Source organism: Rikenella microfusus DSM 15922 (genome assembly GCF_000427365.1).
Classification (GTDB): domain Bacteria; phylum Bacteroidota; class Bacteroidia; order Bacteroidales; family Rikenellaceae; genus Rikenella; species Rikenella microfusus.
Genome location: NZ_ATXW01000001.1, coordinates 110,182 through 121,971, shown reverse-complemented (window position 1 = coordinate 121,971; position 11,790 = coordinate 110,182). Strand labels below are relative to the sequence as shown.

13 protein-coding genes are annotated in these 11,790 nt (G+C 57.0%); 4 read left to right on the top strand and 9 right to left on the bottom strand.

Annotation, left to right across the window (positions count from 1 at the left end; genetic code table 11):
* Positions 1–2: 2 nt before the first annotated feature.
* The 6 genes from RIKMI_RS0100550 to RIKMI_RS0100525 all read right to left on the bottom strand — a co-directional run bounded on the left by RIKMI_RS0100550 (position 3) and on the right by RIKMI_RS0100525 (position 6,091).
* Positions 3–2,105: a S46 family peptidase gene (locus RIKMI_RS0100550; RefSeq protein ID WP_027290042.1), complete on the bottom strand. Its 2,103-nt coding sequence runs from the start codon at positions 2,103–2,105 to the stop codon at positions 3–5.
* A 14-nt stretch (positions 2,106–2,119) separates the two neighbouring features.
* A complete protein-coding gene (locus tag RIKMI_RS0100545) occupies positions 2,120–2,725 on the bottom strand; it encodes a Maf family nucleotide pyrophosphatase (protein ID WP_027290041.1) in 606 nt (201 codons plus the stop codon).
* 13 nt (positions 2,726–2,738) lie between these two features.
* A complete protein-coding gene (locus RIKMI_RS0100540) occupies positions 2,739–3,374 on the bottom strand; it encodes a fumarylacetoacetate hydrolase family protein (RefSeq protein ID WP_027290040.1) in 636 nt (211 codons plus the stop codon).
* Between the two features lie 196 nt (positions 3,375–3,570).
* Entirely contained in the window at positions 3,571–4,728 is a 1,158-nt protein-coding gene (gene lpxB / locus RIKMI_RS0100535; protein WP_027290039.1) for a lipid-A-disaccharide synthase, read from the bottom strand.
* A 6-nt stretch (positions 4,729–4,734) separates the two neighbouring features.
* Positions 4,735–5,415 (bottom strand): tRNA (guanosine(37)-N1)-methyltransferase TrmD, encoded by a 681-nt coding sequence (gene trmD / locus RIKMI_RS0100530; protein WP_027290038.1) that lies wholly within the window; start codon positions 5,413–5,415, stop codon positions 4,735–4,737.
* Positions 5,405–6,091: an MBL fold metallo-hydrolase gene (locus tag RIKMI_RS0100525; RefSeq protein WP_336433344.1), complete on the bottom strand. Its 687-nt coding sequence runs from the start codon at positions 6,089–6,091 to the stop codon at positions 5,405–5,407. Before RIKMI_RS0100525 ends, trmD begins: the two co-directional genes overlap by 11 nt.
* A gap of 84 nt (positions 6,092–6,175) precedes the next feature.
* On the opposite strand from RIKMI_RS0100525, the gene rlmD reads away from it, so the two are divergent.
* The 4 genes from rlmD (at position 6,176) to RIKMI_RS0100505 (ending at position 9,325) form a co-directional block, all read left to right on the top strand.
* Positions 6,176–7,585 carry a 23S rRNA (uracil(1939)-C(5))-methyltransferase RlmD gene (gene rlmD, locus RIKMI_RS0100520; protein ID WP_027290036.1) on the top strand — a complete coding sequence of 470 codons (1,410 nt, stop codon included), beginning with the start codon at positions 6,176–6,178 and terminating at the stop codon, positions 7,583–7,585.
* A 20-nt stretch (positions 7,586–7,605) separates the two neighbouring features.
* Entirely contained in the window at positions 7,606–8,262 is a 657-nt protein-coding gene (mnmC2, locus tag RIKMI_RS0100515) for a tRNA (5-methylaminomethyl-2-thiouridine)(34)-methyltransferase MnmC2 (RefSeq protein ID WP_037291196.1), read from the top strand.
* Positions 8,263–8,273: 11 nt separating this feature from the next.
* Entirely contained in the window at positions 8,274–8,678 is a 405-nt protein-coding gene (locus RIKMI_RS12440) for a cytidine deaminase (RefSeq protein ID WP_051214164.1), read from the top strand.
* Positions 8,679–8,764: 86 nt separating this feature from the next.
* Complete coding sequence (locus RIKMI_RS0100505) at positions 8,765–9,325, top strand: sugar O-acetyltransferase (protein ID WP_027290034.1); 561 nt, start codon at positions 8,765–8,767, stop codon at positions 9,323–9,325.
* Here the strand turns inward: RIKMI_RS0100505 and RIKMI_RS0100500 are convergent.
* The 3 genes from RIKMI_RS0100500 to yihA form a co-directional block, all read right to left on the bottom strand.
* Entirely contained in the window at positions 9,322–10,035 is a 714-nt protein-coding gene (locus RIKMI_RS0100500; protein ID WP_027290033.1) for an RluA family pseudouridine synthase, read from the bottom strand. The genes RIKMI_RS0100505 and RIKMI_RS0100500 overlap by 4 nt on opposite strands.
* A 112-nt stretch (positions 10,036–10,147) precedes the next feature.
* Positions 10,148–11,092 (bottom strand): ribose-phosphate pyrophosphokinase, encoded by a 945-nt coding sequence (locus RIKMI_RS0100495; protein ID WP_027290032.1) that lies wholly within the window; start codon positions 11,090–11,092, stop codon positions 10,148–10,150.
* A 69-nt stretch (positions 11,093–11,161) separates the two neighbouring features.
* Entirely contained in the window at positions 11,162–11,758 is a 597-nt protein-coding gene (gene yihA, locus RIKMI_RS0100490) for a ribosome biogenesis GTP-binding protein YihA/YsxC (RefSeq protein ID WP_027290031.1), read from the bottom strand.
* Positions 11,759–11,790: the final 32 nt, after the last annotated feature.

Sequence of the window (11,790 nt, the reverse complement as noted above, 5' to 3'; positions counted from 1 at the left end):
CGTTATTCGGCGAATTTCATTTCATCGAGCAGATAACCGGCTCCGCCGACTTTGTCGATCAGGAACAGGGCGTAGCGGATATCCAGCGCGATGTTCCGGCACACGGTCGGGTCGTATTCCAGGTCGGACATGGTCCCTTCCCAGCAGCGGTCGAAATTGACCCCGATCAGCTGACCGTCGGCGTTGAGCACCGGACTTCCGGAGTTCCCGCCGGTGGTGTGGTTGGTGGCGATAAAGGTTACGGGGACGGTTCCGTCCACCGCCCAGCGGCCGTAATCTTTCGTTTCGTAGATTTGCCGCAGCCGGGCCGGGACATCGTAATCGTAAATATCGGGATTGTCTTTCTGCATCACTCCTTCGAGCGTCGCGACCGGTTCGTAGTAAACGGCGTCCATCGGCCGGTAGCCGTCCACTTTGCCGTACGCGATGCGCAGAGTGGAGTTGGCGTCCGGGTAGAAGTCGTGTTCGCTCCGGCGCATCTCCATCATGCCTCGCATGTAGGTACGGTATTTCCGGTCGATCCGTTCGTTCAGGGCCGCATATTCAGGTTCGATGCGGGTTTTGTAGGTTCCGGTAAAGGCTTTGTAGGCCCGCACGGCGCTGTCGTCGTCGATTTTCCGGCGGATAGCGGCGGTATCCGCAGATGCCAGCAACTGACCGACTTGCAGGGAGTCGGTGAACAGGCTGGAGCCGAAAACGGCATCCGCCAGGGCAGCCGGGTCGATCGTTTCGGGCCGGAACGATGCCGGCACGTTTCGCGCGTATTCCGCCAGCAGGGTGTCGGCGGTCTCCCGGTCGATGGCCGGCACGTAATCTTTGAAAAACCCGGCGGCCGATTTCCGCAGGCGGGCGAGGGTTTCCGGTTTCAGGTTCTCGGCGTCGGCGAATGTTCCGGCGAATTTGAGCAGTTCGATGGCCATGATCGCCTCGGTGTGGTAATCGCGGGCGAAGGCGTACGGTTCCAGCGAGTCGTAAAGGGCGGCCAATTGTTCGGTCGTACCGGCATATTCCGGTTTATCGGCGGCCCACGCTTCGAATCGTTTTTCGAAAGCCTGTTTTTTGCCGACCGTACCCAGGCGTTCCAGCCCTTTCATTTCGCCCTGCCATTTTTTCCAGGCGTTCGATACGCTGGCGTTTTTGGCGGCATACTGGATGCGTACCGCCGGGTCGGCCGCCATCGCCCGATTCATGATGCCGAGCCGGATGGTGCGCAGGTTCACTTTGTGCGGGTCGCCCTTTTCCTGGATGTAGCGTACCGCTTCGGAATGCAGGTATTGGTAAGTGCGTCCCGGAAACCCGTAAACGAATGTGAAGTCGCCCTCTTCGATCCCTTTCAGGGAGATGGTGAACGATTTTTTCGGTACATAGGGGACGTTGTCGGGCGAATACGGGGCGGGTTTGTTGTCTTTGCCGGCATAAACGCGGAAGATCGAGAAGTCGCCCGTATGGCGGGGCCACATCCAGTTGTCGGTGTCGCCGCCGAACTTGCCGACCGACGACGGCGGGGCGAATACCAGCCGCACGTCTTCGAATACTTCGTAAACGAACAGGAAATACTGGTTGCCGTAATAAAGGGCCTCGACGGAGGCTTTGTAATGGTTGCCCGCCGTGGCTTTCCTGACGACCGTTTTCTTGTTTTTGTCGATGATTTTCGTCCGTTCCGTCTCGTCCGTGCCGGCTTTGACGCCTCGCAGGATCTGGTCGGTAACGTCTTTCATCTCGACCAGAAAACTGACGACCAGTCCCGGATTGGCCAGCTCTTCCGAACGGTTCATGGCGGCGAAACCGTCGGTCAGATAGTCGTGTTCCACCGAGCTGTGCTGCTGGATTTGGCCGTAACCGCAATGGTGATTGGTAATCAATAATCCCTGGTCGGAAATCAGTTCTCCGGTGCATCCGCTGCCGAACCGGACGATGGCGTCCTTGAGGCTGGCCTGATTGACGGAGTACAAGTCCTGCGCCGTGAGCCGGAACCCTTTGGCACGCATGTCTCCGATGCGCCCCTGTTCGATGAGGCTCGGCAGCCACATCCCTTCGTCGGCACGCAGGGACGGCAGGGCGGAAAGCAGAGAGAACGTAAAGGCGAAAAAGGTCGATTTTCTCATGTATTTGTCTTTTTCTAAAGGTGTTGCGTTCGAATGAAATCGGTCAGCGCGGCATACAGCAACCGTGTGGGAAGGCCCATGACGTTGTAGAACGATCCTTCGATCCGTTCGATGCCGACATAGCCGATCCACTCCTGTATGCCGTAGGCGCCCGCTTTGTCGTATGGCCGGTAGCAGTCCACGTAATATTCGATTTCCGAGGTCGATAAGGAGCCGAACACGACCCGCGCCGTCTCCGACAGGTGTTTTTCGGTCCGGTCGTTGCGGAGTACGATTCCCGTAACCACTTCGTGGGCGGAACCGGAGAGCCGATGAAGTATATCGATTGCTTCGTCCCGGTTTTTCGGCTTGCCGATCACCCGGCCATCGTGGATTACGACCGTGTCGGCCGTAATCAGTATCTGGTCGGCGGTCAGCGTTCCGGGGTAGGCTTTCGATTTCAGCGCGGCCAGGAACGAGGGGACTTCCTGAGGTGCGATACCGGCGGGCCAGACCTCTTCGACCGGATAGGCGTCCGCGATCCGGAACGGAACGCCCATACCGGCCAGCAGTTCCCGTCGTCGGGGGGAACTGCTGGCCAGGATGATGTCCGTGTGTTGGAATAGTGTATTCGGGGTCATCGGTGCGTGCGGTTTATTTGATGTCGAAATCCAGCATCGGGCGTCCTTCCATTTCGGCTGTCAGCCGGTCGCCTATGTGCACCTGCCCTACTCCGACCGGCGTTCCGGTAAAAATCAGGTCGCCGATCCTGAGGGTCACGAATCGAGAAACGTAGGCGATGATCCGGTCTACGCTGAAGATCATGTCGCCGGTAAAGCCGGTTTGTTTGCGTTCGCCGTTCAGGTCCATCGAAAAACGGATCCGTTGTATGTCCGGCAATTCCGATTTCGGGACGAACACCGGCGAAACGGCTGCCGAGTGGTCGAAACCTTTGGCGATCTCCCACGGCAGTCCTTCGGCTTTGCATCGGCGTTGCAGGTCGCGGGCGGTGAAATCGATCCCCAGGCCGACCTCTTCGTAGCAACGGTGCGCGAACCGTTCTTCGATCCCTTTGCACAAACGGTTGATGCGGACGACCACTTCGCACTCGTATTGTAGATCGTTTGTGAAATCGGGAATGTAGAACGGGTCGTTGTTGCGCAGCAGGGCCGTGTCCGGTTTGATGAAGAATACCGGTTGCTGCGGGATCGGCCGCTCTTTTCCGTCCCACACCGACGGCAGTTCCTTGACGTGGTCGGCATAGTTCATGCCGATGCAGATGATTTTCATGCCGGATGTTTTTCGCGGGGTTTGGGTAAAGTCTAATTTTATTTGGTAAGTATATACGACATTACCCAAAATCGGGTAACGATCTCCCTAAACGGCCCTGCGCCGAAGCGACGTAGCCGCTTCGGGGGGTGGGCGCGGGCTGAAATATACTGAAAATCAAGTGTGCGTATGATATAAAGTTATATATACTTACCATTTATTTTTCGTTTAACAGCCGTACCATTTCGTCGGCGACCCGTTCCGACGCGCCCGGTTCGCCCATGGCTTCGCGCAATGCCCGGAAGTCCTGCATCATGCGTTCGTGTTCGGCTCCTCCGGGAAGTACGGCCCGCAGTTCTTCGGCCGCGGTTGCCGGGTTGAAGTCTTCCTGGATCAGTTCTCGGACGACTTCCCGGTCCATAATCAGATTGACCAGTGAGATGAACCGTAGTTTCACGAGTTTTCGGGCGATCCGGATGCTGATGCCGGAACTGCGGAAACAGACCACTTCCGGAATGTTCAGCAGAGCTGTTTCGAGCGTCGCTGTCCCGGAGGTCACGAGCGCCGCCGACGACTGCGCAATCGTTTCGTAGGTCTTGTCGCAGACGAACCGCACGTCGCTTCCGGCCAGATATTTATCGTAGAGGCTGCGATCGAGCCACGAAACTCCCGTTACCACGAATTGATATTCCGGAAAAAGCCGGGATACGGCGACCATGTTCGGCAGGTTGTACCGGATTTCCGAACTGCGGCTTCCGGCTACGAGTGCGATGACGGGCCGTTCGTCCAGCCCGTTTTCCCGGCGGAACGCCTCCGCGTTTTCGGGGACGGCGGCCGTGCGTCCGGCGACGGAATCCATCAGCGGATTCCCGGCATAGAACGCTTCGATACCGTGCTGGCGGAAATATTCGATCTCGAACGGGAAGATGATGAACAGTTTATCGACGTAGGCCCGGAGTTTGGCGACCCGTTTCTCTTTCCATGCCCAGACTTTCGGGGCGATATAATAGAAAACCTTCGGTCGTGCGGTCGTCCCTGACCACCGGTAGGTACGCGCGAATTTGGCCATCCGCAGGTTGAAACCCGGATAGTCGATCAGGATCAGGACGTCGGGCCGGCAGGCGGCGATGTCTTCGCGGCAGAAGCGCATCTGCCGGCCGATGCGCCGCAGGTTCTTGAGCACTTCCCAGAAGCCCATGATCGAGGCTTCTTTGTAGTGTCTGACCAGTGTTCCGTGCGTGCCGGCTGCGGCAGCCATCTTGTCGCCGCCCCAGAAACGTATTTCCGCCTGCGGATCGGCTTTCAGTAATCCTTTGATGAGGTTCGATCCGTGCAGGTCGCCCGATGCTTCGCCCGCTATGATGTAATATTTCATGCCCGTTTATTTGATTTCCAGCAGGTCGGGACGGAGCCGTCGGGTGCGTTCGTAAGCCTGGTCTTCCTGCCATTTCGAGATTTCGGCGAAATTGCCGGACAACAGCACGTCCGGCACCCGCCAGCCGTTGAACTCGGCGGGACGCGTATAAACCGGCGGCGCCAACAGGTTGTCCTGGAAGCTGTCGGTCAGGGCCGAGCATTCGTCGCCGATGGCGCCCGGCAGGATACGCACCACGCTGTCGGCGATGATCGCCGCAGCCAGCTCTCCGCCTGTCAGTACATAATCCCCGATGGATATTTCGCGCGTGATCAGGTGTTCGCGTACCCGATAGTCCACCCCTTTGTAGTGGCCGCAGAGGATGATGAGGTTCTCCAGCGTGGATAGCCGGTTGGCCTCCTGCTGGTTGTAGGTGACGCCGTCCGGCGAGGTGTAGATCACTTCGTCGTATTCCCGTTCGGATTTCAGGCGGGTGATGATCTTGTAGATCGGCTCTACTTTCATCACCATGCCGGCCTCGCCGCCGAACGGATAGTCGTCTGCCGTGCGGTGCTTGTCCTCGCAGTAATCGCGCAGGTTATGGATATGGATTTCGACCAACCCCTTGTTTTGCGCCCGTTTGATGATCGACTCGCTCAGTGCGCCGTCCAGCAGTTTGGGCAGCAGGGTGATAATGTCAATTCTCATGCGTTTCGCAGGCTTTGTAGTTCACGTCGCCGCGCAGGGCTTCCACGATGAAAGGGTTGAACATCACTTCGTGCGCAATGGTACTTTGGGGGCCGTGGCCGGGGAAGATGCGGGTATCGCTGCCCAGCGGAATCACTTTCTCGATGATGCTGTCCATCAGGGCCGGATAGCTGCCGCCCGGCAGGTCGGTGCGGCCGATGCTCTCTTTGAACAGCAGGTCGCCCGTCAACAGCAGTTCGGCTTCGGGAGCGTGTATGACGATATGTCCGGGCGAGTGTCCGGGTGTTTGGATGATGTGCAGCGTACTGTTCCCGACCGGGATTTCCGCCGTATCGGCCAGGTCGATGTCCACGGCAGGGATGGTCCCTATGTCGAAACCCATGTCGGCGTAACAATGCGCCGTTTCCAGAATCGGTTTGTCGTTGCGGTGCAGGGCGAAGGGGATGCCCCAGCGTTTCTTGACGAATTCCACGCCGCAGATGTGGTCCACGTGTCCGTGGGTATTGAGCGCCACGACCGGAGTCAGGCCGTTTTTTTCGATGAAAGAGACGAGCGTCTGCCGCTCTTTGTCGGAGCTGCATCCGGCATCGACGATCGCGCACCTCTTCGTTTCGTCGAACAGGATGTAGGTGTTCTCGCCGAACGGGTTGAAAGTGAGCGTAGCCAGCTTGATCATAGGGAGAGGGATATGGTTATTCGGTTCCAAATTTACGAATTTTACCCGTATCTTTGCCTGCATTCGAACTGTCAGCCCTCTTTTATGAAACCGAGAAAAAGCAAGTATCCGAAGATCGAAGGTCTGGAAATTACCGATATAGCCGCCGAAGGGAAGTCGTTGGGAAAACATGGCGACGTGGTGGTGTTCGTGCCCCACACGGTGCCGGGCGATGTGGTCGATGTGCAGATCAACAACAAACGGCGGCGGTTCATGGAGGGGTATGTGCTGGATTTCGTGAAATATTCTCCGATTCGTGTCGAACCGTTCTGCAAACATTACGGCGAGTGCGGAGGGTGTAAATGGCAGGCGCTGCCCTACCCGATGCAGCTGGAATACAAACAGCGCCAGGTGGAAGAGCAACTCCGGCGGCTGGGCAAGATCGAGCTGCCGGAAATTTCGCCGATCATCGGGTCGACGAAGAGCGAATATTACCGGAATAAGTTGGAGTTCACCTTTTCCGACAAACGGTGGGTGCCCCGTTCGGAAGTGGCGGCGGGTGCGGCTACGGGCGACGGGAACGCATTGGGATTCCACATTCCGGGCATGTTCGACAAGGTGCTGGACGTGGAGTGGTGCCACTTGCAGGCCGAACCGTCCAATGCGATCCGTCTCGCGGTCAAACGGTTCGCGGAAGAGAACGGACTGGAATTCTATAATCTCCGGGACCATCGAGGGTTTCTGCGGAATATCATCATCCGTACTTCGACGACCGGCGAGGTGATGGTTACGATGGTGTTCGCCCGCGACGACGCTGCGCAGCGGGTGGCATTGCTCGATTTTCTGAAAGGGCGGTTCCCGGAGATTACCTCGCTGAACTATATTATAAACGATAAATTGAACGATTCGATCGGCGATCGGGAGGTATTCTGCCATGCCGGGAAACCCTATCTGGAAGAGCGCATGGAGAATCTGACGTTCCGGGTCAATCCGAAATCGTTTTACCAGACCAATTCGGAGCAGGCGTACAACCTGTACAAAGTGGCGCGGGATTTCGCGGAACTGACCGGCGGGGAGACTGTGTACGACCTTTATACCGGTACGGGGACGATCGCTAATTTCGTGGCCGGGCGGGCGAAAAAGGTGGTGGGGATCGAGTATGTGCCGGAGGCTATCGAAGACGCCAAACAAAATTCCGCCCTGAACGGTATCGACAATACGCTGTTTTTCGCCGGCGATATGAAGGATGTGTTGAACGGGGAGTTTATCGAACGTCACGGTCGTCCGGATGTGATTATCCTCGACCCGCCGCGGGCCGGTATCCACGCCGACGTAGCCGCTACGATTCTGGCGGCGGCTCCTGGGCGGATCGTTTATGTGAGTTGCAATCCGGCGACGCAGGCGCGCGACCTGGCGCTTTTCGACGAGGCTTACCGGGTGATGAAGGTGCAGCCGGTGGACATGTTTCCCCATACGCACCATGTCGAAAATGTGGTTCAGTTGATCCGTCGGTAATCGCTGACAAACAGATCGTGATGGAATTACTCGAAACGGCTGACGGCTCGCTGACCCTGCGGCATGAAGTGCTGGGCGAATTGTACCACTCCGACCGGGGCGCCGTGGGCGAAGCGGAACATGTCTACATCCGTGCGGGATTGGACCGGGCGTTGAAAGAGCGGACGGCGGTTTCGGTGTTCGAGGTGGGTTTCGGTACGGGACTCAACGGCTGGCTGACCTGTTTGCGGGCGCAGGAGACAGGGGTGAAAATCGATTACCGGGCCGTCGATCTCTATCCGGTCGGGATGGCGACCGTCCGGCAGCTGAATTACACTTCCGATCCTGTTTTCACGACCCTGCACGACCTGCCGTGGGACGGCCTGCCGCATACGGTTTCGGAATATTTTACGCTCACGAAGTACGAAGCGGATCTGTTATCGTTCGATTTCGTATCTTTAAAAGGGTGTTTCGATGTCGTTTATTTCGATGCTTTCACTCCCGACGTGCAGCCGGAGCTATGGTCGGAAGAGGTTATGCGCCGGATGTACGCGATACTCGGGCCGGGCGGTGCGCTGACGACCTATTCGGCCAAAGGAACGGTCAAACGGGCTTTGCGGACTGCGGGGTTTGAAGTTTTTCGTCTGCCGGGGGCGTTGGGGAAGAGGCATATGTTACGGGCGGTAAAATCTTTATAACGTAGAATCTCATGGATAACAAGGAGTTGATAAATAAGGCGTTAGAGTCCTCGAAGCAGGCCTGGGCGCCCTACTCCGGATTCCGGGTCGGCGCGGCGGTACGGTTGGAAGACGGTACGGTCGTATGCGGCAATAATCAGGAGAACCGGGCTTATCCGTTGGGGAGTTGTGCCGAACGGGTCGCAGTGAATTATGCGCGGGCGACTTATCCTACCGTCCCGATCGTCGCCATTGCGGTCGTTTCTCCGGATTCGGAGACGCCGGTAACCCCATGCGGCGGCTGCCGCGAGGTGCTGATGGAGGCGGTGCGGGCGCAACACGGTCGGGATATACGCGTAATTATGGCGGATCGCACGGGAAACTTTCGGGAGACGATGGCTACGGAGTTGCTGCCGTTCGCGTTCCGGTTCAAATAAAGGGAAGTATATATGACTTTACCCTGTTTTTACATGAGTGTCTGATTTTCAGCGTATAGTCGTATATATAGTCCGAATAAACAGCCATGAAGAGCGAAAAGGAAAAGATGCTGGCGGGCGAACCGTTCCAGCCGTGGGATGCGGAATTGGATCGGGATCGCGCTTTTTTACAGCCGAGGCTGCACCGGTTCAATACGAAGGGGCCGGTCCTGCCGTTGTGCGATACCGAGGACCAGCTGGCGGAAATTCTGCCGAACTGCCCGCGCGGCACGCGCGTAAGACCGCCTTTTTACTGCGATTACGGGTACAACATTACGTGCGGCGAACGGGTTTTTATCAACTATAACTGCACGATTCTGGACGTGGGACGGGTACGGATCGGATCGAACGTACTGATCGGGCCGAATGTGCAGATTTATGCCGTATCCCATCCGATGGATGCCGAAGAACGGCGTCGGGGCGAAGAGTGGGGCGAAGATGTGGCCATCGGGGACGATTGCTGGATCGGCGGCGGTGCGGTAATCTGTCCGGGGGTAACGGTCGGCGCCCGCTGTATCGTGGGAGCAGGGGCCGTCGTGACGAAAGACGTTCCGGACGATACGGTCGTGGCGGGCAATCCGGCCCGGGTCATCCGTCGATTGCGTTAATCACGTCGAGTAGCTTCTTTTTCGAAATAGGCCCACAATTTGTCATCGTGGGGTGTTGGAGCTTCGACGGTGATCATTTTATGGGTAACCGGATGTTCGAAGGTCAGTCGTCTGGCCCACAGGGATATTCCACCGTCTTTGTTTGAGCGTGACGCTCCATATTTCAGATCGCCTTTGATCGGGCATCCGATTTTCGACAACTGGCACCGGATCTGGTGGTGCCGACCGGTCAGCAGTTCGATTTCCAGCAGGTGATAACGGTCGCTCGATGCCAGCAGTTTGTAGCGAAGAATCGCTTCTTTCGCCTCGCTTTGCAGATTCCGGGGCACTGCGTTCTGCGTATCGTGAGCGGTCGATTTGTTGGTTTTCCCGTTCCGGACGATGTAATGCCGCAACTCTCCTTCCGGCCGGTCGGGGCTGTTTTCGACGATGGCCCAGTAGATTTTACGGAACCGGCGCTGTTTCAGTTGTTCGTTAAGCCTGACCAGCGCTTTGGAAGTCCGTGCCAGCAGTACGGCTCCTCCCACGGGCCTGTCGATCCGGTGCACGACTCCCAGGAACACAGCTCCCGGCTTCCCGTATTTTGTCTTGATATAAGCTTTTACGGTATCTTCCAGGGCCGGATCGCCCGTGGGGTCGGGCTGCACCAGTTCGCCGGGGCGTTTGTTCACCACGATAACGTGGTTGTCTTCGTAAAGTACTTCTACCATAAATTCCGGATATAAAAATCCCGTCGGCCTTCCGGTTCGCAAAATGGGGGCGGGCGGACCGGAAGCGAGTGCCGACGGGAAAAACAGTATTTCTACCGCGAAAAACGGATGTTTAGAAAATAAACATCGAGCTGATTTCCTTGTAGTTGTAAACCCGTTCCACAACGTCCGCAAAGATGTCGGCCACGGTCAGGACTTTGAATTTCGAGGTGTCTTTATCTTCTTTCAGCGGGATCGTATCGGTCGTGATGATTTCGTCCAGGGCGCTTTCCGCGATCCGTTCGTAGGCGGGGCCGGAAAGTACCGGATGCGTTACGACCGCCCGAACCGAGAGGGCGCCCATGTTTTTCATCATGTCCGCCGCTTTGGTGATGGTTCCGGCGGTATCGATCATGTCGTCGAACAGGATCACGTTCCGTCCTTTGACTTCTCCGATAGCGGTCATCTCGCTGACCACGTTCGGTTTCGAACGGTGTTTGTGGCAGATGACCATCGGTGCGCCGAGGTACTGCGCGTAGGCGTTCGCGCGTTTCGAACCTCCGATGTCCGGGGTCGCTACGGTCAGGTTGTCGATGCAGAGGCTTTTGATATACGGCACGAAAACGCCGCTGGCGTACAGGTGGTCTACCGGTACGTCGAAAAATCCCTGTATCTGGTCGGCATGCAGGTCCATCGTCATGATACGGTCCACGCCCGCCGCATGCAGCAGATTGGCCACCAGTTTGGCGCCGATCGACACGCGCGGCCGGTCTTTACGGTCCTGACGGGCCCATCCGAAGTAAGGCATGATGGCGACCACCCGTTTGGCCGAAGCCCGTTTGGCGGCGTCCACCATCAGCAGTAGCTCCATCATGTTGTCCGCCGGCGGAAAAGTCGAGCAGACTACGAACACCGTGCACCCGCGGATACTTTCGTCGTAAGCCGGCTGAAATTCGCCGTCGCTGAACTCCAGCACGACGGAATTGCCCAATTCCGAACCATAGTGTTTTGCGATCTTTTCAGCCAGGTAACGCGAGTTCCGGCAAGCGAAGAATTTGATTTTGTTGGATTCGCCCATGATTGCGCTTCGGATATTATTTACTGTGAAACGGATGTCGTTTTCGACAGCCGCAAAGGTAGCTTTTTTTTAACTCTGTTCTAAACAATTTTCTATAAAATCCAGAATTTCGTCGCGTCCTCTGCCCTTCTCCGACGAGGTGACGAACATGCGGGGCAGTTCTTCCCACTCTTCCGACAGCTGCTTCCGGTAGTTGCCGATGTTGCGGTCCAGTTGGGCCTGCGAGAGCTTGTCCGCCTTGGTGAAAGCGATGCCGAACGGTACTCCGTGGATGCCCAGGAAGCGGATGAATTCCAGGTCGATCCGCAGTGGCTCGTGTCGGGCATCGATCAGGACGAAGAGGTAATAGAGTTGCTCCCGGTTCAGTACGTAGTCCGTGATCAGGGACGAGAAACCGCTCCGTTCCCTGCGTGAAACTTTGGCGTATCCGTAGCCGGGCAGATCGACCAGCGCCCATTGTTCGTTGATAGTGAAGTGGTTGATCAGGCGTGTTTTGCCGGGAGTGCCGGATACTTTGGCGAGTCCCGTGCGCTGGGTCAGCATGTTGATCAGCGACGATTTACCTACGTTCGAGCGGCCGATGAAAGCGAATTCGCGCATGTCGCCGGCCGGGCATTGCGAGGCTTTCTGGCTGCTGCACAGGAAAGTGGCGGAGATGATGTTCATGGGACAAAGATAAGCATCCGGGAGGTTCCGAA

What these genes read in the sequence shown, in the direction of transcription:
- RIKMI_RS0100505 (WP_027290034.1), top strand. Translation starts at nt 8,765, where the DNA reads ATGAAGAGCGAAAAGGAAAAGATGCTGGCGGGCGAACCGTTCCAGCCG.
- RIKMI_RS0100525 (WP_336433344.1), bottom strand. Translation starts at nt 6,091, where the DNA reads ATGATCAAGCTGGCTACGCTCACTTTCAACCCGTTCGGCGAGAACACC.
- RIKMI_RS0100545 (WP_027290041.1), bottom strand. Translation starts at nt 2,725, where the DNA reads ATGACCCCGAATACACTATTCCAACACACGGACATCATCCTGGCCAGC.
- RIKMI_RS0100550 (WP_027290042.1), bottom strand. Translation starts at nt 2,105, where the DNA reads ATGAGAAAATCGACCTTTTTCGCCTTTACGTTCTCTCTGCTTTCCGCC.
- mnmC2 (WP_037291196.1), top strand. Translation starts at nt 7,606, where the DNA reads ATGGAATTACTCGAAACGGCTGACGGCTCGCTGACCCTGCGGCATGAA.
- RIKMI_RS0100495 (WP_027290032.1), bottom strand. Translation starts at nt 11,092, where the DNA reads ATGGGCGAATCCAACAAAATCAAATTCTTCGCTTGCCGGAACTCGCGT.
- RIKMI_RS0100540 (WP_027290040.1), bottom strand. Translation starts at nt 3,374, where the DNA reads ATGAAAATCATCTGCATCGGCATGAACTATGCCGACCACGTCAAGGAA.
- rlmD (WP_027290036.1), top strand. Translation starts at nt 6,176, where the DNA reads ATGAAACCGAGAAAAAGCAAGTATCCGAAGATCGAAGGTCTGGAAATT.
- lpxB (WP_027290039.1), bottom strand. Translation starts at nt 4,728, where the DNA reads ATGAAATATTACATCATAGCGGGCGAAGCATCGGGCGACCTGCACGGA.
- RIKMI_RS0100500 (WP_027290033.1), bottom strand. Translation starts at nt 10,035, where the DNA reads ATGGTAGAAGTACTTTACGAAGACAACCACGTTATCGTGGTGAACAAA.
- RIKMI_RS12440 (WP_051214164.1), top strand. Translation starts at nt 8,274, where the DNA reads ATGGATAACAAGGAGTTGATAAATAAGGCGTTAGAGTCCTCGAAGCAG.
- yihA (WP_027290031.1), bottom strand. Translation starts at nt 11,758, where the DNA reads ATGAACATCATCTCCGCCACTTTCCTGTGCAGCAGCCAGAAAGCCTCG.
- trmD (WP_027290038.1), bottom strand. Translation starts at nt 5,415, where the DNA reads ATGAGAATTGACATTATCACCCTGCTGCCCAAACTGCTGGACGGCGCA.